Annotated in this window: 18 protein-coding genes; 16 read left to right on the top strand and 2 right to left on the bottom strand. The window is 56.7% G+C overall.

From position 1 onward, the window contains the following. Window positions 1-90 precede the first annotated feature (90 nt). Together ABC336_RS24475 and ABC336_RS24480 are read left to right on the top strand one after the other, a co-directional pair. Window positions 91-645: a PadR family transcriptional regulator gene (locus ABC336_RS24475; RefSeq protein WP_413241145.1), complete on the top strand. Its 555-nt coding sequence runs from the start codon at window positions 91-93 to the stop codon at window positions 643-645. Further along, window positions 642-1715 carry a hypothetical protein gene (locus ABC336_RS24480; protein ID WP_413241146.1) on the top strand — a complete coding sequence of 358 codons (1074 nt, stop codon included), beginning with the start codon at window positions 642-644 and terminating at the stop codon, window positions 1713-1715. The genes ABC336_RS24475 and ABC336_RS24480 overlap by 4 nt, the downstream gene beginning before the upstream one ends. On the opposite strand, the gene ABC336_RS24485 is transcribed toward ABC336_RS24480, so the two are convergent. Beyond that, window positions 1702-2472 (bottom strand): hypothetical protein, encoded by a 771-nt coding sequence (locus ABC336_RS24485; protein WP_413241147.1) that lies wholly within the window; start codon window positions 2470-2472, stop codon window positions 1702-1704. The genes ABC336_RS24480 and ABC336_RS24485 overlap by 14 nt on opposite strands. Before the next feature lie 357 nt (window positions 2473-2829). Here ABC336_RS24485 and ahpC point away from each other — a divergent pair, with 357 nt between their 5' ends. The 5 genes from ahpC to ABC336_RS24510 all read left to right on the top strand — a co-directional run bounded on the left by ahpC (window position 2830) and on the right by ABC336_RS24510 (window position 7741). Next, window positions 2830-3393: an alkyl hydroperoxide reductase subunit C gene (gene ahpC / locus ABC336_RS24490; RefSeq protein WP_413241148.1), complete on the top strand. Its 564-nt coding sequence runs from the start codon at window positions 2830-2832 to the stop codon at window positions 3391-3393. Between the two features lie 124 nt (window positions 3394-3517). Continuing rightward, window positions 3518-5047: an alkyl hydroperoxide reductase subunit F gene (gene ahpF, locus ABC336_RS24495; RefSeq protein WP_413241149.1), complete on the top strand. Its 1530-nt coding sequence runs from the start codon at window positions 3518-3520 to the stop codon at window positions 5045-5047. 184 nt (window positions 5048-5231) lie between these two features. Beyond that, complete coding sequence (locus ABC336_RS24500; protein WP_413241150.1) at window positions 5232-6329, top strand: sensor histidine kinase; 1098 nt, start codon at window positions 5232-5234, stop codon at window positions 6327-6329. Then, a complete protein-coding gene (locus ABC336_RS24505; RefSeq protein WP_413241151.1) occupies window positions 6307-6912 on the top strand; it encodes a response regulator transcription factor in 606 nt (201 codons plus the stop codon). Before ABC336_RS24500 ends, ABC336_RS24505 begins: the two co-directional genes overlap by 23 nt. 229 nt (window positions 6913-7141) lie before the next feature. Further along, complete coding sequence (locus tag ABC336_RS24510; protein ID WP_413241152.1) at window positions 7142-7741, top strand: nitroreductase family protein; 600 nt, start codon at window positions 7142-7144, stop codon at window positions 7739-7741. A gap of 56 nt (window positions 7742-7797) precedes the next feature. On the opposite strand, the gene ABC336_RS24515 is transcribed toward ABC336_RS24510, so the two are convergent. Next, a complete protein-coding gene (locus ABC336_RS24515; protein WP_413241153.1) occupies window positions 7798-8163 on the bottom strand; it encodes a winged helix-turn-helix transcriptional regulator in 366 nt (121 codons plus the stop codon). 148 nt (window positions 8164-8311) lie between these two features. Here ABC336_RS24515 and speD point away from each other — a divergent pair, with 148 nt between their 5' ends. The 9 genes from speD (at window position 8312) to ABC336_RS24560 (ending at window position 19890) form a co-directional block, all read left to right on the top strand. Then, a complete protein-coding gene (gene speD / locus ABC336_RS24520) occupies window positions 8312-9118 on the top strand; it encodes an adenosylmethionine decarboxylase (protein WP_413241154.1) in 807 nt (268 codons plus the stop codon). Between the two features lie 59 nt (window positions 9119-9177). Then, window positions 9178-9684 (top strand): CYTH domain-containing protein, encoded by a 507-nt coding sequence (locus ABC336_RS24525; RefSeq protein ID WP_413241155.1) that lies wholly within the window; start codon window positions 9178-9180, stop codon window positions 9682-9684. A gap of 215 nt (window positions 9685-9899) precedes the next feature. Then, the gene (locus tag ABC336_RS24530; protein ID WP_413241156.1) at window positions 9900-13052 is read left to right on the top strand and encodes a hybrid sensor histidine kinase/response regulator; all 3153 of its coding nucleotides are present in this window, start codon (window positions 9900-9902) and stop codon (window positions 13050-13052) included. 54 nt (window positions 13053-13106) lie between these two features. Continuing rightward, window positions 13107-13898: a Cof-type HAD-IIB family hydrolase gene (locus tag ABC336_RS24535; protein WP_413241157.1), complete on the top strand. Its 792-nt coding sequence runs from the start codon at window positions 13107-13109 to the stop codon at window positions 13896-13898. Further along, window positions 13895-14824 carry an aminoglycoside phosphotransferase family protein gene (locus ABC336_RS24540; RefSeq protein WP_413241158.1) on the top strand — a complete coding sequence of 310 codons (930 nt, stop codon included), beginning with the start codon at window positions 13895-13897 and terminating at the stop codon, window positions 14822-14824. Before ABC336_RS24535 ends, ABC336_RS24540 begins: the two co-directional genes overlap by 4 nt. A 143-nt stretch (window positions 14825-14967) precedes the next feature. Continuing rightward, window positions 14968-16614: a stalk domain-containing protein gene (locus tag ABC336_RS24545; RefSeq protein ID WP_413241159.1), complete on the top strand. Its 1647-nt coding sequence runs from the start codon at window positions 14968-14970 to the stop codon at window positions 16612-16614. Between the two features lie 148 nt (window positions 16615-16762). Then, window positions 16763-17527, top strand: a complete 765-nt coding sequence (locus ABC336_RS24550) for an NUDIX domain-containing protein (RefSeq protein ID WP_413241160.1) — start codon at window positions 16763-16765, stop codon at window positions 17525-17527. Window positions 17528-17546: 19 nt separating this feature from the next. After that, a complete protein-coding gene (locus ABC336_RS24555) occupies window positions 17547-18350 on the top strand; it encodes a ribose-phosphate pyrophosphokinase (protein ID WP_413241161.1) in 804 nt (267 codons plus the stop codon). A gap of 46 nt (window positions 18351-18396) precedes the next feature. Continuing rightward, on the top strand, window positions 18397-19890 hold the full coding sequence (locus ABC336_RS24560) for a nicotinate phosphoribosyltransferase (protein ID WP_413241162.1): 1494 nt from the start codon (window positions 18397-18399) through the stop codon (window positions 19888-19890). Window positions 19891-19906 lie beyond the last annotated feature (16 nt).

The raw sequence follows: 19906 nt of genomic DNA on the forward strand, positions 1-19906 counted from the left end.
GAGCCTAGAGAGGTTCTTGAGAAATATCGATCATTAGTGTAACATACACTAGTATATGTTACACTAATATACGACAAGGAGCGCCCACATATGTCTTATGTAGAATGTATGGTACTAGGTATGCTCAATGAAGGCTACCGTTATGGGTACCAACTGGATCAAGCAATGGAGGAGCGCAAAATGCGCTACTGGGCCAATGTTAGTCGGAAATCCATCTACCTTGCTTTGCAGCGCATGGCCGACAAGGGCTGGATTGAAGCCAATACACATCAGGATGGGAACATGCCCTCCCAGAAGGTCTATACCTTGACTACCGCCGGCAAGGACAAACTGGAAGCGATGGTATACGAGGGACTGGCTTCCCAAGAGCTTGTGAAGTTCGACTATAGCATCCCGATTGCGTTTATCGAGTTGCTGCCTCCGGATGAGGCCTTAATTCAGGTGAAGAAACGGTACGATTGGGTGGCTCATTTCCTGGAGAAAATTCCTTCCACTGGCGATGCTCGCGATAGGCCGGAGACTTTGGGAAAGCGGGCTAACCTCCGGCTGCTGGGGGCCCATTATCGGATGGAGATGGAATGGCTGGATTGGCTGGCTTCCGAGCTTACAGACCGTCTTGATCGTCAAGGAGGCGACATAGGATGAGACCGGAAATGATTTTCGGTATGTTGGACGGCTACCGGCCGATAACGAATCTATTGGGTGCCGGCGATCCAAATGTTCATAAGATTGGCGAGCAGTGGTGGATGTTTTTTGGCGGTTTTCAAAAAAGTTTCAAGAACAATCTGTTCAGTGCCAGCCTGCCAATGGGAGAGTCGCTAGACAGCGATGCGAAGTGGGCCATCACGCATGAGCCCGGTCAGCCTGCCCAGGCCCGTCCGCTTATACCGCAACCAAGCAAACAAGAATGGGACGGCTACGGGCTCCATGAGCCTTGTTATGTCGAGGGAAGGGCAACAAACAGCCAAGGAGTTGTCGTACCTTGCAGCCGCATCTATTATACCGGTCGACAGTCCAAAAGCCCCTTGAGCAATACGAGTCCTTTCTCCATCGGTTTCTTGGAGAAAGGACCGAACGGCTGGAGCCGGCATCCGGAACCGGTCGTCACCGGGACAGACCGCAACCCGAATGCGCTTGGACCAAAAGTTGTCTATGCGGACGGGAAGTGGCGGATGTGGTACCGAGCCAACCAAAAAGAGGCCGTCAAGGGAATCAGGCAGCAGGATGAGATCTATTATATCGAAAGTGAAGACGGCATCAACGGTTGGTCGGAGCCGCTGCTCTTTTTCTCGCAACAGGTCAGCATCGCGCATGCTTATGTTACCAAGACATCAGACGGGTACGAGATGCTTGTGAGCACAAGCCCTAATCTGTACGGTAATCCTTCCTATCCGGATCAAAAACTGTGGATTTTAAAATCCGATACGCCAAGCGGCAACAGAGAAGAGTGGAGTACGGATCCAGAGGAAGTGTTGGATGCCCGTACGGGCGAGCCGTGGTACAAAGGGGGATTCTTTGGCTCCAGCTTGTGCGTTCCCGGTCTAGGACAAGACGAAGGTGCGCGTTACGTATTTTTTACGGGAGTTCACGAGCCCTTTCATTACCTGCCTTACTTCCTGAAAAGGATCCTCTCGTTCCGCAAACCGCCTATACCGGCACCTTTTTACTTTTCGATTGGCTGCTTCAAGCGATCAAGCGGCGTTACTCGATCATAAAATTACTGTCGCCGATCTGGATGCTGTCATCGTCGTCATGGATGAAGAAAAGCGCACGCGAGACGTCCCCGCTGCTATCGGTCAGCTCAATCGTATTGCCGCTGATCCGGTAGGTGCCGCTGGAATCCCCGCCAGCCGCGCCAGTGGTCGGTGCGCCGCCGGCTACGGAGCCGATCATCAGGTCGCTGCTCTCGTAGGTGCCGTCGGGCTTAAAGGTGATCGTCTCTCGCCAGGAAGTCGATCCAGCTGAGATCCCCGCCAGACCGCTGAAGCCCTGATGCTCATACTCCTGATCCAAGGTCAGATTATCTTCTACCGGCTGCACAGGCGCCAACTCGACTTCGTCGATAACTAGGAGGCCGCCTGCAACCTCGATGCTGCGGGTCTCGCCATCCTCCAGAATCAGTTCCCCGTTCTCGATCGTATAAGATTGGCAGATGCCTTCGCCGCAATCGATCGTCTCGGGACCGCCTGAGGGCGGGGCGTCCAGTACAACCTGCTGGTCCGGCAGGAAGGTGATGATATTCCAGCACATGCCCCCGCATTCTGATCCGTCAAAGTCGGGGCTGAACCCGTAATACATCCCCTGAAGCCGCTCCAGATTGACGCTTCCGGGTTCGGCAGGCTGATAGTGTCCGCCGTTATCGGTACCGCCACCGGGCGAGACGTTGCTGGTGCATCCTGCGAGCAAGACCATCGCGACGAGCAGGCATACAAATATATAGTGGCTCTTGCAGGCGGACCTTTTTGTTTGCAAAATGATTCAATCCTTCCCATATTTTTCTCCAACAAGATCTGATGAAATATACCCAGGGCGGCACGAATTGAAACAGCAAAAGCCTGGTCATCGTAAGTGGTTATGCATAAAGCGACGACTATGTGCGGATTCTTGTGAACACCGGACTCATGGGAGCAGTAGAACATCGACATTAAATCCAGTCGGGATATGTGCGCTTTGTCATGTGCATTTATGGGAGCATTCGTGTAAAATATAGGCTGACGGCCTCACCGGGACATGTTCTTGGCGACAAGGACTTGACAATCCCACTGAGGATAATTAATATTAGTTTAGAATGAGTTTAATAATCAATTACCTTTAGGAGGGAACCATCACATGTCTCTGATTGGAAAAGAAGTCGCACCGTTTAAAGCCCAAGCTTACCAGAATGGCCAGTTTATCGAAGTTACTGAAGCTAACTTCAAAGGCAAATGGAGCATTGTATGCTTCTATCCGGCGGATTTCACATTTGTATGCCCGACAGAGCTCGGCGACCTGCAAGACCAATACGACGCACTCCAAGCGCTGGGCGTAGAGGTATATTCCGTGTCGACAGATACGCATTTCACGCACAAAGCATGGCATGACAGCTCCGAGACGATCGGCAAAATCAAATATATCATGATCGGCGATCCTTCCCACACGATCTCCCGCAACTTTGACGTACTGATCGAAGAAGACGGCCTGGCTGACCGCGGCACGTTCATCATCGATCCGGACGGCATCGTCCAAGCCGTAGAGATCAATGCCGGCGGCATCGGCCGCGACGCCAGCACGCTGGTAGGCAAAGTGAAAGCTGCTCAGTACGTACGCAACAACCCAGGCGAAGTATGCCCGGCCAAGTGGCAAGAAGGCGGCGCAACGCTGAAGCCTGGACTTGACCTGGTAGGCAAAATCTAAGTTCGCTGTTGATCACGAAGAAAGAAAACGTCCCAACCACGTGCCGGAGAGGTCGAGCGGATCTGAGCTATTCCCGCTTGTGCCGCTCCGGCCGTTTTAAAAATCTATCCGATGAGGTGATCCCATGGCTTTGGATGCTGATATCAAAGAACAATTAAACCAATATCTCCAGATGCTCGAGAGCGACCTGGTGCTCAAGGTCAGCACGGGCGAGGGCAAGTCCTCAGAAGAGATGCAAGAGCTGATCGACGAGCTGAGCGGGATGACATCCCGGATTACCGTCGAAAAAGCAGACCTGCCGCGCACGCCGAGCTTCAGTGTGAACAAGGTGGGAGAGGAATCGGGGATTGTCTTTGCGGGAACGCCGCTTGGACATGAATTCACTTCACTCGTCCTGGCCCTGCTGCAGGTAAGCGGCAGAGCGCCCAAGGTGGACCAGAGCGTCATCGACCAGATTAAAGCGATCAAAGGCGAATACCGCTTCGAGACGTATGTCAGCCTGAGCTGCCACAACTGTCCGGATGTCGTCCAGGCGCTCAATGTCATGAGCGTGCTGAATCCCGGCATCTCCAATACGATGATCGACGGCGCAGTGTTCAAGGATGAGGTGGAAAGCAAGGAAGTGATGGCTGTCCCATCCGTCTTCCTGAACGGCGAGTTCTTCGGCGGCGGCCGCATGAGCATCGAGGAGATCGTCGCCAAGATCGGCGGCGGGCCGGATGCGTCGGAGTTCGAGAACAAGGAGCCTTATGACGTCCTGGTTGTCGGCGGCGGTCCGGCTGGCGCCAGCGCAGCGGTCTATGCCGCGCGCAAAGGCATCCGCACCGGCATCGTAGCCGATAAGTTCGGCGGTCAAGTAATGGATACGCTGGGCATCGAGAACTTCATCAGCGTGAAGTATACGGAGGGACCGAAGCTCGCGGCAAGCCTGGAAGAGCACGTCAAAGAGTACAACGTCGATATCATGAAGCTGCAGCGTGCCAAGCGTCTGGAGAAGAAGGATCTGATCGAGGTTGAGCTGGAGAACGGCGCAGTGCTGAAAAGCAAGACCGTCATCCTCTCGACGGGTGCCCGTTGGCGCAATGTCGGCGTGCCTGGCGAGGCCGAGTTCAAAAACAAAGGCGTCGCATACTGCCCTCACTGCGACGGTCCGCTGTTTGAAGGCAAGCATGTGGCGGTCATCGGCGGCGGCAACTCCGGTGTCGAAGCGGCAATCGACCTGGCAGGTATCGCCAGCCATGTGACGCTGCTTGAGTTTGCCCCGGAGCTCAAAGCGGACTCCGTGCTTCAGGATCGTCTGAACAGCCTGCCTAATACCACCGTACTGAAGAACGTCCAGACCAAAGAGATCACGGGCACCGACAAAGTGAACGGCATCACCTATGCCGAACGCGAGAGCGGCGAGGAGCACCATATCGAACTCGAGGGCGTGTTCGTACAGATCGGGCTGGTGCCGAACACCGACTGGCTGGGCGATGTCGTGGATAAGAACCGGATGGGCGAATTGATCGTGGACAATCACGGGGCGACCAGCCTTCCCGGCCTGTTCGCTGCAGGCGATTGCACCAATACGCCATACAAACAGATCATTATTTCCATGGGTTCGGGAGCCAACGCGGCTCTGGGCGCCTTCGATTATCTGATTCGGAATTAAGCGGCTTATATATCCTGATGCAACAGCCTCCTGCCGGGTTCTTGACGGCCAGGGGGCTGTTTGTGCAGGTGGACGTTAATAATGACAATTGTAACTTCCTAACCGCGAGGCCTTCCTTCATAGTAAGATAATATAGGATAAGGATATAAACCCGGGATAATCGTAAGCAAAGGGGGGCTTGCCTGTGGATCCGATCGTTTTTGTGCGAATCTGGCGGTTTCTTCAGATTGGCATGTTGACCCACCTCTGGATCGTCGGCGATTCGGAGAGCGTTTCCTTCCTGCTTATCCTGCTCCTGCTGGTTATGGTCTGCCTGCGGGTGCGGTTCAAGCTCTCGCTGTGGGCAGTGTTAGGCGATATATTGATCTGTCTCCTCTTCTTGCCTGCGACCCCGCTGGCTGCCTATGCATTTGCGCTGCCGATGCTGGAGCTGATCTTAGCCGGCCGATGGCCGGTTGCGCTGCTGCTGTTAGCTGCCCTTCCGTTGTCGCAGGGCTCCGCAGCGCTAGGCTTGTGGTATTATGGGGTGACCTTCTTCGTCGCCGTCTTCTCACGAACGATGCTCGGGGAGCGGCAGCGGTACCAGCAGGAAGCGGACGAGCAGCGGCAGGGTCGGCTGGAGCTGGAGCGGGTCAAAAGCGAGCTGCTCACTGCCAGCCGGTCTGTCGCCCAGCAGGCGGAGCTGATGGAGAGGTACCGCATCGCCAGACAGCTCCACGACCACCTCGGCCATGATCTGACGGGTGCGACGCTCGCCCTGCAGGCTTATGACTACGTCAAGGAACCGGAGGAAGCGGATAAACTGCTCTCTGAGGTGAAGCGCCGGCTGGAGCGCAGCACGGCAAGCCTGCGGGAGACCGTACACAACGCGACACCTGTCACGCGCATCGGGATCGAGCGGCTGGAGGCGGTCGTGCAGGAATACGGGGGGCTCGAGATGAGCTTCAGCAAAACGGGGGATATGCAGCGTATGCAAGCGCATCACTGGGAACTGCTGGAGGCATGCCTTAAAGAGTCGCTCACCAATGTCGCACGGCACAGCAACGCAAGCTATGTCCGGATCGAGGTGCAGTCGGGGGAGAAAATTGCCCGTCTGCTCGTCCAGGATAACGGCACGGCTGCCAGCTCCGGTCCAGCCGGCAGCGGGCTCAAGAGCTTGCAGCTGCGGGCGCGCGCTTATGGAGGCAGCCTGTCGGTCAGCCGGGACAACGGTTTCATGCTGGTATGTGTCATTCCTATAGAGGGGGAGGTAAGCGGTGATGAAGCTGCTGATCGCCGATGACGATCCGCTGGTCGGGCAGAGCCTGAAGCTGCTGCTCGGCAAGGAAGAGGATCTGGAAGTTGTAGGTGTGGCCCGCCATGGTCAGGAGGCGATCGAGCTGTGCCGGCGTCTTGCTCCCGATATCGTCCTGATGGATATTCAGATGCCCGTGATGGACGGGATCACCAGTACGAAGGCGATCAAGTCGATGTTTCCAACCGTCCGGGTGATGATGCTGACAACCTTCCGGGATGAGAGCAACATCCGGCTCGCCCTGCAAGCGGGAGCTGAAGGTTATCTGATCAAATCGGCCTCAGTGGATAATATGGCTGCGCAGCTGCGGGCATTGTCCAGCGGGACAACGGTGCTGGATCCGGAAGTGCTCAAGACGATCATCTCCCCGGGGCCCGAGCCGATCGAAGGACTGACGGAGCGGGAGACCGAGATCGTCGACGGAGTGGCGCAGGGACTGTCCAATAAAGAGATCAGCGAGCAGCTCTTCTTGAGTCAGGGAACGGTGCGCAATATGCTGACGATTATCCTCGACAAGCTGGAGCTGCGGGACCGTACGCAGCTAGCCATTTTTTACTGGCAGCGCAAGTAGCCAATGCCGCTTATGACGGTACCTAAAAGTATACTATCTCACAAATTTGTGCCTACTTACATTAAAAAGGTTTATAGCTCATAATTAGAAAGTGGCATCGCTCCGTATAGGGACGTCTTGTATCCGGAACACTAATAAGTGGAACGAGCAGTGAATCAGAACAGCCGCAGTGGCGGCAACCTATTCGAGCTGAGCCTATATAATCTAAAGATGAGAAGGAGTGGCGATAGTGAGCAATACTTTTCTGGAACAGGTAAAACAAAGAAGAAGCTACTATGCAATCAGCAGCGAGGCAGTCATAGGGGACGACAAGCTGGAGCAGATCATCGGCGATGCCGTTAACTATACTCCATCCTCGTTTAATTCACAAAGCTCCCGTGTCGTCATCCTGCTCGGCGAGCATCACCATAAGCTGTGGAACATCGCCAAAGAAACGCTGCGTGCCATCGTGCCTGCGGACAGCTTTGCTGCGACCGAAGAGCGCTTGGCCGGTTTCGACAGCGGCTATGGCACTATCCTGTTCTTTGAGGATCAAGAAGTGATCAATGGGCTGCAGGAACAGTTCCCGACCTATCAGGACAACTTCCCGATCTGGTCCAATCAGTCCGGCGGCATGCTGCAATTCGTTGTCTGGACCGCTCTGACGGCGGAAGGCTACGGCGCATCCCTGCAGCACTACAACCCGCTGATCGACGAGCAGGTCAAGGCAGAGTGGGGCCTTCCGGAGAACTGGAAGCTGCTGGCACAGATGCCTTTCGGCAAGCAGGAGGCACAACCCGGCGAGAAAGAATTTGCACCGCTGGAGACCCGCCTCAAAGTATTCAAATAAACTGCGGCGCATCCCGTGTCAGGCGGCCTCTGTCTCTTTGGACAGGGGCCGCCTTTTTACTCGCCTACCTGCTCCTGTGATAGACGCTTATTGCGCGCTTCCATATGCTCCAGATGCTTGGCGCCCCACTCATGCATCGAGTGCAGAAGCGGGATGATGCTCTTGCCGTACTCGGTCAGGGAGTATTCTACTTTGGGCGGTACCTGGGGATAGATGACCCGCTTCACAAGATCCTGCTCCTCGAGCTCCCGCAGCTGCAGGGTTAGCATCCGTTGGGTAATATCCGGCATCAGCCGCCGCAGCTCATTGAACCGCTTCGTTCCCCCAAACTCCAGCTGCATCAGGATGATCGGTTTCCATTTACCGACGATGGTATCCAGCGCAACAACGATTTTGCAGTGCTCTGCTTTCTTCTCTTCCATGCGCATGCTCCTTTTTCGCTTGAAGTATCTATAGAGCTACTATAGCATATTTCCGTACCGACCTACATTTCTGCCGCCATGATTTTAATTGGGAGGAGATGGGTAAAATACTCTAACGCATGCATTCCCGACAGGAGGCGATGACTGAATGAAATTAACCAAGGAGCAGCGGATCACCCTGCATGGCTTCAACAATCTTACCAAATCGCTGAGCTTCAACATGTACGACATCTGTTATACGAGGACCAGGGACGAGAGGAAAGCCTATATCGAGTATATTGATGAACAATACAGTGCCGAAAGGCTTACAAATATACTGAAAGCGGTCGCCGACATCATCGGCGCTCATGTGCTCAATATCGCCAAGCAGGACTATGATCCCCAAGGTGCGAGCGTGACGATCCTGGTCTCCGAGGGGCCCGTCGCCGGGGCGCCCAACGAATCCTTCGACGAGTCGCCGGGACCATTGCCGGAGACGGTGCTGGCGCATCTGGACAAGAGCCATATCACCGTGCATACGTACCCCGAATACCATCCGGACGAAGGCATCAGCACGTTCCGTGCCGACATCGATGTGTCCACCTGCGGCGAGATCTCGCCGCTCAAGGCGCTCAACTATATGATCCACTCCTTTGATACCGACATCATGACGATGGACTACAGGGTGAGGGGCTTTACACGGGATATCAGCGGCCATAAGCTGTTTATTGATCATGAGATCAGCTCGATCCAGAGCTATATTCCCGACAATGTCATCGAGCAGTACGACATGATCGACGTCAACGTCTATCAGGAGAATATCTTCCATACGAAGTGCAAGCTGAAGAAGTTCGAGCTCAACGATTATCTTTTCGGCTATACGAAGGATACGCTTAGCGAGCAGGAGCAGGCGGAGATCACCGAGTCGCTGAAAGCGGAGATGGATGAGATTTTTTACGGCAAAAATATGTACTGACGCCTTCGGTCCGGTGTATGATGGTAGCATGACCAGGAGAAGAGAGGGGAAGCACCATCATGGCACAGGAAATCGAACGCAAATGGCTGCTGGAGCGGCTGCCGGACGAGCTGTCTGCTGGCGGGGCTCTGCGAGTGGCCAGCGAACAGCGGATCGCCCAGACATATCTGGCGATTCATGACGGCGAGGAGCTGCGGATCCGGGCCATCACCGACATTCATTCGGGCGAGATGATTCATACTCATACCTTCAAACGGGGACTCGGCATTGCCCGGGAGGAGATTGAATATACGATCAGCGAAGGCATATACGAGCAGATGATGAGGTTGTCGGGGACGACACCGCTCATCAAAGTCCGCACCACCGCGGACACTGGGGAGTTGCGTCTCGAGATCGACCGGTACGAACAGCTTGACCTCACGGTTGTGGAGGTGGAGTTCGCCAGCGTGGAGGAAGCGGAGCGCTTCCAGCCGCCAGCCTGGTTCGGACAGGAGATCAGTACGGACCGCCGTTACAGCAACAAGAAGGTTTGGCAGGATCTTAATCCTGATGCGGTGCAGCGCTGAGCAGCTCGTAACTGGTAATGGTCATTTCAGCCAGCGGAAGAAACTTTACTTGGGGCTTCCTGTTGTCGGTTTTCACTGGCATCAGGACAGCTCCTTTTGTTATGCAGCTTGAACCTCCCTTGTCGCAGCGGCTCATATAGTCCATACTAAGAGAATAGAGAGCGCTGCAAAAGCGGGTAGAGGACGGGGAGCATGTGCAGGAATCTATACATAGCGTGAATACGGATCATGGGAAGACGATCGTCAAATACGGGGTCGTTTTTTTGTTATTCCTCGGGCTGCTGGCCGGTGTCCGGTTGGCCTGGACACAAGCTTTTCAGACCATGGGCGGATCACCGGCAACAGGCGGCATAGTGGATCTGCGGGGGTTGGGACTCGAGGATTCCGACCCCGTCTTCTTAGATGGCGAATGGCTGTTTTATCCGGGAGAGCTGCGGGGGCGGACGGGGGAGCGCCCAGGCGCCGATAACGCCAGTGCCATCCAGGTACCGGGCAACTGGCAGGCCGCGCTGGATGGCAGTAGCGACGCTTACGGCTATGGCACGTATCGGCTGCTCATCCGCACCGACCCGCTGCGGCATCCGGTTACCCTGTGGCTGCACGGTATTCAGGCCGCCTCGGAGGTCGAGATCAACGGCGAGCTCGCGGGAAGTAGTGGGCAACCGGCAGACATACGTGAGAACTATGTGCCGCAGAAGGGCTCTTATCTGGCCACCTACTACGAGCAAGGAGAGACCGAGCTCGAGGTGCTGATCCGCGTAGCCAACTTCCACAAGCCGGATCAGGGAGGGCTTCTCAGCCCCATCCGGTTCGGCGCCCAGTCTTCGATCGAGCGGATGCGGGACTTGTCCATCCAGTTTCAAGTGGCGATCTTCTGCATCCTGCTGCTGCACGGGCTGTATGCCTGCATCCTGTTCCTGATCCATCAGGAGCGGACACTGTTCTATGTGGCGCTGCTCGTGCTGACGGTAGGGCTGTTGATCGTAAGCGGTTATGACCAGGTGCTGCTTTCCTGGATGCCGATCAGCTATACGTGGACGACGAAGCTGCGGCTTATTTTGTTCATCTGGCAAAATGCGCTCATCCTGCTGATCTTCCGCAGACTGCTGTATGGCCCCGGCAACAGCTACTGGAGTGCAGGCCTCGTCACAGCGCTCCTCGGATTGAGCGTCTGGCTGGCTGCGGCACCCGCAAGCGTGGTGCACAACAGCGTCTATACTCGCCCTCTGCTCGTGGTCGGTTTCGTACCGATCCTCCTGCTGATTCCGGTTCTGGTCCGGTTAATGGGGAGGCTGCGCAACAATCGGGATCTTGCGTATCTGCTGCTGACCGCCGCCGGCATCCTGGCCAATCTGGGCTGGCGGACACTGGGGACAGGGCATGCATACAGCGGGATCTATTATCCGGTGGATGTGCTGGTGACGATCGTCGGCTTCTCGACCTACTGGTTCAGCAAGTACTTCCGTCAGGCCAAGGAGAATGCCAGACTCAATGAGCAGCTGCGGCAGGAGGATGCGCTCAAGGATCAATTCCTCGCCAACACGTCACATGAGCTGCGGACACCGCTGCACGGGATCATGACTATGACCGACACCGTCGTTCGCAAGCATGGAGCCATGATTGACAGCGAGGGCAAAGAAGACCTGGAACGGGTCGTGCAGATCAGCCGGCGGATGTCGCATATGTTGGATAATCTGCTCGATGTGGCGAGGCTCAAAGAGCAGCGGATCCGGCTGAGCCGCAAGCCTGTGCTCATCCAGTCCATCGTGCCGGGAGTGGTGGGCATGCTCCGTTACCTGCTGGAAGGCAAGCCGATCGTGCTGCGGACCGCGATGGGCGATTCGCTGCCGCCGGTGAATGCCGATGAGGAAAGGCTCGTCCAGGTGCTCTACAATCTGGTACATAATGCGATCAAATATACGGATCGCGGGGCTATCACAATCTCGGCCGAGCTGCGGGAAGGCAGATTGTTCATTCAGGTAGCAGACACAGGCATCGGCATGGACGAGAAGACGCGCAGCCGGGCCTTCCTGGCCTATGAGCAAGGACAGGCAGGCGTACAAGACGGACGCGGTCTCGGCTTAGGCCTGAGCATATGCGAACAACTGGTGAACCTGCACGGAGGCGCCTTGACGGTGCAATCGGCACCAGCCGAAGGTACGGTTTTCGCATTCGACCTTCCCTTGGCCGAGGATACGGGTGAAGCCGTCGTTGCTGCAGCAGAGGCTGCAGTCACGGCCGCAGCTGAGACCGCCGGAGCAGAGCGAATCTCGGTTTCCCATCAAGTGGTGGAGGCGGATTCGGGCCAGGCGGAAGGAGAGGGAGGGCCAGAGAGCGCCGGACAGATCAAGATTCTGGCTGTGGACGACGACCCCGTCAATCTGAGCGTCCTCTCCCGCATGCTGGGCGACGGGGATTACCTGGTTCAAGGGGTGACTTCCGGGGAGGAAGCGCTGGCGCTCTTGGAAGCGGGCGGCTGGGATATCCTGATCGCGGATGTGATGATGCCCGGCATGTCCGGATACGAGCTGACGCAGCGGGTGCGCGAGAGGCATACGGCTCTGGATCTGCCGATCCTGCTGCTCACCGCCCGGAGCCAGTCAGCAGATATTTATACGGGATTCCGCGCGGGAGCCAATGACTATGTGACCAAGCCGGTGGACCCGCTGGAGCTGCAGTACCGGGTACGGGCGTTAGCGGCCATCAAGCAGTCGATCGAGGAGAAGCTGCGCCTGGAAGCGGCCTACCTGCAGGCACAGATCCAACCCCATTTTCTGTTCAACACTCTCAATGGGATTGCTTCTCTGATCGAGATCGACAGCGGGCGGATGTCGAGGATGCTGGATGCCTTTGCGTCTTATCTGCGGATCAGCTTCGACTATCTCAATACCGGTGAACTGGCGCCGCTCTCCCGCGAGCTGGAGCTGGTGCAGGCTTATCTCTACATCGAGAAGGAGCGGTTCGGCGAACGGCTTACCATCGTCTGGGAGATGGACGAGGACCGCGAGCTGCTCCTGCCGCCGCTGTCCATCCAACCGCTGGTGGAAAATGCCGTGCAGCACGGACTGCTCCGCAAGAGCGGGGGCGGGACACTGACCATCCGCATCCTGCGGGAGACCGATCGTACGCGGATCGAGGTGGAGGACGACGGCCAGGGGATGGATGCGGACACAGCCAGCCAACTGGTGAGCCGCTCCGGCAAGGGCAGGCGCGGCATCGGCGTTGCCAATACGCACCGGCGGCTGCTCCGGCTCTATGGCCGTGGCCTGATGATCCGCAGCACACCCGGCAAAGGCACGATGGTGGCGTTCGACATTACGGGCTCAGCTGGGCAGGACCTCACTGACAGAGACGAGCCAGGTGACTGAGTCGCAGACTATACTGACAGTATGAGCAAATCCAAGTAGAAAGGACGGGAACCTGTGAATATAAAAGCAGTCATACTCGATCTGGATGGCACACTGCTGGACTCGCATAAACAGGTCAGCCGGCGCAATGAAGCGGCGGTCCTGGCCTGCCACCTGCAGGGAATCCGCGTCGTGTTCGCGACGGCCCGCCCGCCGCGCACAGTGGCGAGGCTGCTGCCCGGGTCGCTGCAGGAGCTGGGGGCGTTTGTATACTATAATGGGGCTCAGATCGACTGCCGGGCTTCGGACTTCCGCTACCACGAGGCGATCGGCAGCGAGTTGACGGCTGCCGTGATCGATCACTGCCTGGCCGCCGACCCGAATGCCGATCTTGGGCTGGAAGTGATGGATACATGGTACGCGCTCCGCGAAGTGCCAGAGCATGTGCGGATGAATGTGACCGGCGCGCCGATCGTGCAGGAGCTGGAGCTGCTGAAGCGTCATGAAGCGACCAAGATTCTTGTCTCCAGCTATGCTGCGGTCGACGCGCTTATCGAGGCCTTTGGCGATCGGCTCAATATCGTCGTCACCGATCAGGGCGAGCTCGTCCAGATCGCATCTGCCAAGGTGTCCAAAGAAGCTGGCGTCCGCATGTTATGCGAGCAGTACGGCATTGGACTGAAGGAGGCTCTCGTCTTCGGCGACGATTATAACGACCTGGGCTTGTTTGAAGCTTGCGGCTACCCTGTCGCCATGGGCAACGCTGTAGCGGAACTGAAGCTGGCAGCCCATGAGGTGACAGCAACCAATGACGAGGATGGCGTAGCTGTTGTACTGGAGCGATGGGCGGGAGGGGGAACCGCATGACACAGAATCTCGAACTGGCGCAGGTGATAAGAGACTGCCCGGCGCTACAGGAAGGCACAGGCTGGAGGCGCATCACAAAGGGCTACTCGGGCGACCGGCTCTATACGGGTGTGCTGGAGGGGGAGCGGACGCTGCTGCGGATTTTCGATGCAGCCGGGTATGCGTCGAAGCGGCAGGAATACGAGATGCTGGGACAGCTGGCGGCGCTTGGGGTCCGCTGCTCCAGGCCGCTGCAGTTCGGGCTGCTGGAGGAGCAGGGGGTCGGATATATGCTGTTGACGTATATCGCGGGCGAGGATGCGTCGGTGGCGCTGCCGCAGCTGCCTGTGGAGACGCAATATGCGATCGGTCTCGAAGCGGGCCGCGAGCTGCGCAAGCTGCACCAATTGGCAGCGCCGCCGGACTGGCCGGGCTGGTATGAGGCCAAGGCAGCCAAGCATCGCCGGTATGCCCAAGCGTACCGGATATGCGGCGTCCAATTTCCGGGGGATGAAGCGGTCCTTGCGTTCATCGACCGTCATCTGGAGGCGATGCGGGGACGGCCCAACCTGTTCCAGCATGACGACTATCACCCCAGCAATCTGATCGTGGAGGGTGGGCGGTTCGCCGGGGTCATCGACATCGGCCGCTTCGACTGGGGCGATCCGGTGCATGAGTTTCTGAAGATCGGCATGTTCACCATCGAGACGAGCCTGCCTTTTGCCGTCGGTCAGATCCGGGGATATCATGAAGGCCGGGAGCCGGACGAGTCATTCTGGCAGCTGTATGCCCTCTATATGGCGATGTCGGTCATCTCGTCGGTCGTCTGGGTCGTCAAGCATCATCCCCAGGAGCTTGAAGAGATGATGACAAGGCTGAACCGGGTCATGGACGATCATCAGGGCTTTGAGCTTCATCGGCCGATCTGGTATCCGTCTCTTGGCTAAGAGCCACAAGCTAACGACTTACGATAAGTCTGACGGTTCCAACCTCAGGCTTATTTGTGTTGGATGCTTATCGTATTTCGTACACACACCGATAACTAATATAAGGAAGAAATAGTATCTATCATATAGTGGAGATGATGAGGTTGAAGAAGGGGATTATCCTGCTGCTGACGGCAGCGCTTTTGCTCGTCCCATGCGGCAGCAGCTTCGCTGCCAAGACGAGCATGATCCAGGCATCGATCAACAAATTGCAGATTAAGGTGAACGGTCAATTGGCGGGAGGCAATAATATTCTTTACAACAATACGACCTATGTACCGATCCGCAATGTTACAGAAATGCTCGATGGCGTATCGATGAACTTTGATGCAAAAACAAATACGATTCACTTCAATAAATTAACCGCAGGCGGAGAAAAGGCGGGATCGAGCGCTCAAAACGATGTGAAGGACAAGCAGCGGGACGGCAGGATCGAGGTCGCCATGAATACAGTGAAAATCCTGGTGGACGGCAAGCAGATCACCACTAGCAATTTCATGTACAAGGGACGCACTTATGTACCGATGCGCGCCATCTCGGACATCCTCAAGGTTGAAGTCTACTACCACAAACCCAATGCTACGGTGTACATAGGGACGATCCCAAAGGGTGAGCTGACGGCTGCGGCCCAAGCCCCCGCAAGCAAACTGGGCAGCGTAGCGGGGACAGGCGAGATGAGCGGCTGGCGCAAGCTGACCGGTCATCCTTATGAGAATCAGGCGGCGTTTTATTATCAGCTCGAAGGGTCCATCGTAAGATATGCGGTCAAGGATATCCGTTCCATCAACCTGGACGAAGTCATCTACTGGGTTGACGACGAGGGCCGGCAGCGGGCCAATACACGCAGGGATCTGCACCGGGTATTCGGTCACGGCCAGTACGCCAGCGATTGGCTGCTTGCCACATTCGGCGAGGTGTATATGGATTATTTTGGCGCTTCTGTACTGCCATACGTGCAGTTGATTAATCAGTATCTGAGGGAAACAGGGCAGATGAAGCCTGCGGCCGGCCAGGTAACCCTTGAGCCGGGGACAGTTTTGACCCCAGTGCTGCCGGATCCAGGCTACGGCAAATGGGCCGACGGCCAAGTGGTTTATTACGCTTATGACAAATACGGCAATCACAAATATCAATTCGTCGATACAAACGATAATCACTGGAACCGTTATGGCGGAGAACCGGGCATGCCGGTGGCGCCAAAGCTGTCGGAAGGCTGGATGGTGGAGGGAATCCTGGAGCAGATCTACGGCCGGCAAGCTTCTTACGACAAGTTCAAGTACACCCTGCAAAATGAAAAAGAAGTGATCCTGCAGCTGCAGTTCCCGGCTAATTGGCATAACATCGATGTGCTGGAAACGAAGGTGGGCGGCATTCGCGTCAAAAAGTTCTACTATGACCTGCGTTCGCGGATTGGCGGAGAGTGGGAAACGGAAAAGGCGTTGGAGACGAAAGCCGGAATCAAAATGCATATTGTGGGCAGAAGCGCTACGGTTGATGGTGCGTTCGAGCACCGTCTTTACAAAGGCGACGGCTGGGAAGAAGGCTCGACGCTGATGAACGTCGATATCCCGGGCGGCCTGACAGCGCCGTTCGAGTCGGGTGGTCTGCGGATGAAAAAGGAAAATGGACAGGTGCATTTCAATGTAGCGGATCTCTACCGGTTGGGCATGCTCGAACCGTTACAGGAAAGCGAAGGCTTCGCTATGTATTTCAATGTCGAAGATCTGACGGCTGCAGGCATCCTCAAATAATCCCGTGCACCTAGCCGCATTTTACAGTACAGGACTTTCCGGCTATCCGGAGGGCTCCTGTACTTTTTTTTGTGTCGCGGCTTGACTTCTCGTTTAAATATGTCATAATGACATTATTAAAACAAACAACGGAGGCTGCTAACGCACTATGGTCGAGAATGAAGCGAACTATTCCACAGCCAATTATCGTACCCCCGACGGCGTGCCCTCGGATATCGTCATCTTCACGATTCTCTCCACCGAGCGCCAGGGCGCCAAGAAATCGCTGCCGCTGCGGGAGCTCTACGTGCTGCTGATCCGCCGCAAGGTATGGCCTTATGAGGGCTGCTGGGCGCTCCCGGGCGGCTTCACGCGGGAGACGGAGACCGTCTATGACTGTGCCAGACGAGAGCTGGAGGAGGAGACGGGGGTCAGCGACGTCCACCTGTCGTACATGGATGTGTACAGCGCTCCCGGACGGGACCCGCGGGGCTGGATGATCTCCCACGCCTTCCTGGCGCTGGTGCGGGAAGAGGTGCTGCGCGAGCGGCGGGCGTCTGCCGATGCCTCCCACGTCCAGCTGTTCCGGGTGGAGGAGGCGCTGGAGATGGAGCTGGCCTTCGATCATCGCCGCATCCTGCAAGACGCCCTCCAGGCCGTCCGCACGCAGATGCTGACGACGACGATCGCCAGGGAGTTCCTCCCGGAGGAATTTACGATCAGCGAGCTCTACCAGGTTATCCAGACGGTCGTGCCGGAGTTTGCCGAACACAACTTTATCCGCAAGATTACCTCGACCCGCAGCCGCGAGGGGCTGATCGAGGAAGTCCGGGACAGCCGGGGTGAGTTAAAGCAATCCAACCGCTATTCTCAGCGGGCGGCGCAGTTGTATCGTTTTACCGGGAGGAAGCCGGGGTTATCCATTTATAGCTGACTGAGAGGAGTGGTGCAGCATGCTGATGCTTAACGGGCAAGAGCTGGCGTTTCGTAGTTTTCCTAACGGGGAAACGTTGATCGATGGCGAACAGATTCTGGCTGCGGCTAATGAGACGAATACGGTAGGTTTCAAATATGCGAGCGACGGCGACCTCGTCCGTCTGATGTTCCTCAAGCGTTACCTTGACGACCGGGGAATGACGGCTTCACTGGTGATCTGCTATATGCCCTACAGCCGTATGGACCGGGTGGAAGGCAGTTCGGCCTTTACGCTCAAGTATGCGGCACAGTTCATCAACACGCTGCAGTTCGAGAGCGTCCGGGTGATCGAGCCGCACTCTGATGTGACCGCGGCGCTGCTTGATCGCAGCACGGCCAGCTATCCGACACTGGCGCTGCTGGAGGACGTGATCGACAGGACCGGCTTCGACCGCGAGCGCGATGTGCTGTTCTTCCCGGATGCCGGCGCTCAGAAGCGGTACAGCCGGCTGCACGGCTACCGCGAGCTCGTCGGCTTCAAGGCCCGGGACTTCCAGACGGGCACGATCCAGCGGCTGGATGTGATCGGCGAACCGCCGGAGGCTGGCTTCAAGGCGATCATCGTCGACGATCTCTGCTCCTACGGCGGTACGTTCCTGCTAAGTGCCGAGAGGCTGAGGGAGCAGGGCGCGTCGAAGATCTACCTGCTGGTCGCCCACTGCGAGAAGTCGATACATGAAGGCAAGCTGCTGAGCAGCGGCTTGATTGACCAGGTTTTCACGACCGATACGATCCTGGACGAACCGGGAGACGATCGGATTCACATGTATACCATAGGCTAAGCAGATCCGTTAGAATCTGGCGGCAAAAGTTGAGGAGGAATGCAAGATGAGCGAACGTTATATCTATCCGGCCACGCTGTTGTGCGATTTCTATAAAGTGAGTCACAAAAATCAGTATCCGCAGGGGACCGAGCGGGTCTACTCGACCTGGACGGCCCGTACCAGCCGGCTCGCCGATGTCGAGGAAGTGGTCGCCTTCGGTTTCCAGGCCTTCGTCAAGGAATACCTGATCGATTACTTCAACGAGCATTTCTTCGCCAGGCCGCGCGCCGAGGTGGCTGCCGAGTATAAGCGTGTACTGAAGCATGCGCTGGGCGTCGCCGACCCGGACGCTTCGCATATCGAGGCATTGCATGATCTGGGCTATCTGCCGGTGAAGGTCAAAGCGATCAAGGAAGGGACGCGGGTGCCTGTCAAGGTGCCGATGCTGAGCATCGAGAATACGGTTCCTGCGTTCTTCTGGGTGACCAACTACCTGGAAACGCTGATGTCGTGCCAGCTGTGGATGCCGGCGACCAGTGCAACGATCGCCTACGAATACCGCAAGATCCTGCAGGACTACGCGCTCCGCACGAACGGCGATACGTCGGGCGTTCCTTTCCAGGGCCACGACTTCTCGATGCGCGGCATGGCCTCGCTGGACGCCTCGAAGAGCTCGGGAGCAGGCCATCTGATCTCGTTTACCGGTACCGACTCGATCCCGTCGATCCTCTACGTCGAGGAGTTCTACAAGGGCAATATCGAGCAGGAGCTGATCGGCAGCTCGATCCCGGCGACGGAGCACAGCGTCATGTGCGCGCACGGTACGGATGAGACGGCATCGTATCGTTACCTAATTAACGAGGTCTACCCGGATGGTTTCGTCTCGATCGTCTCGGATACGTGGGATCTGTGGAAGGTGATCGACGAGGTTGTGCGCGGGCTGAAGGAAGACATCATGCGGCGCGACGGTCGGGTCGTCATCCGTCCGGACAGCGGCGATCCGGTGAAGATCATTTGCGGCGACCCCGATGCGCAGGATGAGCGGGTGCGCAAAGGCGTCATCGAGCTGCTCTGGGAGATCTTCGGCGGGACGGTGACCGAGAAGGGCTACAAGCAGCTCGACAGCCACATCGGCGCCATCTACGGCGAAGCGATCACGCTGGACCGCTGCCGGGAGATCTGCTCGCGACTCGAAGCCAAGGGCTTCGCTTCGACCAACATGGTCTACGGCATCGGATCGTTCACTTACCAGTACAATACGCGGGATACGTTTGGCTTTGCGCTGAAATCGACGTTTACGATCATCGACGGCGAGGAGCGCAAGATCTACAAAGACCCGAAGACAGACAGCAACAACTTCAAAAAATCGCAGACGGGCCTTGTCCATGTGTATGCGGACGAGAACGGCATCTGCGCGGAGGATAACCTTGGCGTGGCTGAGTATGAAGCCCGTGCAGACAAGGACTTGCTGGAAGTTATCTTCCAAGACGGCAAGCTGCTTCGGGATGAGCGATTTGCCGATATCCGCACCCGGTTGTTGGCGGGATTGGAAGGGTAAGTCGAGAGAGTCGGGG

The organism is Paenibacillus jepli (genome assembly GCF_047238105.1).
Lineage (GTDB): Bacteria > Bacillota > Bacilli > Paenibacillales > Paenibacillaceae > Paenibacillus_D.

Excerpts from the sequence above, each read along its gene's own strand:
- ABC336_RS24540 (WP_413241158.1), top strand. The coding sequence starts at position 13,895 with ATGACACAGAATCTCGAACTGGCGCAGGTGATAAGAGACTGCCCGGCG.
- ABC336_RS24525 (WP_413241155.1), top strand. The coding sequence starts at position 9,178 with ATGGCACAGGAAATCGAACGCAAATGGCTGCTGGAGCGGCTGCCGGAC.
- ABC336_RS24515 (WP_413241153.1), bottom strand. The coding sequence starts at position 8,163 with ATGGAAGAGAAGAAAGCAGAGCACTGCAAAATCGTTGTTGCGCTGGAT.
- ahpF (WP_413241149.1), top strand. The coding sequence starts at position 3,518 with ATGGCTTTGGATGCTGATATCAAAGAACAATTAAACCAATATCTCCAG.
- ABC336_RS24555 (WP_413241161.1), top strand. The coding sequence starts at position 17,547 with ATGCTGATGCTTAACGGGCAAGAGCTGGCGTTTCGTAGTTTTCCTAAC.
- ABC336_RS24480 (WP_413241146.1), top strand. The coding sequence starts at position 642 with ATGAGACCGGAAATGATTTTCGGTATGTTGGACGGCTACCGGCCGATA.
- speD (WP_413241154.1), top strand. The coding sequence starts at position 8,312 with ATGAAATTAACCAAGGAGCAGCGGATCACCCTGCATGGCTTCAACAAT.
- ABC336_RS24560 (WP_413241162.1), top strand. The coding sequence starts at position 18,397 with ATGAGCGAACGTTATATCTATCCGGCCACGCTGTTGTGCGATTTCTAT.
- ABC336_RS24505 (WP_413241151.1), top strand. The coding sequence starts at position 6,307 with ATGAAGCTGCTGATCGCCGATGACGATCCGCTGGTCGGGCAGAGCCTG.
- ABC336_RS24475 (WP_413241145.1), top strand. The coding sequence starts at position 91 with ATGTCTTATGTAGAATGTATGGTACTAGGTATGCTCAATGAAGGCTAC.
- ABC336_RS24550 (WP_413241160.1), top strand. The coding sequence starts at position 16,763 with ATGGTCGAGAATGAAGCGAACTATTCCACAGCCAATTATCGTACCCCC.
- ahpC (WP_413241148.1), top strand. The coding sequence starts at position 2,830 with ATGTCTCTGATTGGAAAAGAAGTCGCACCGTTTAAAGCCCAAGCTTAC.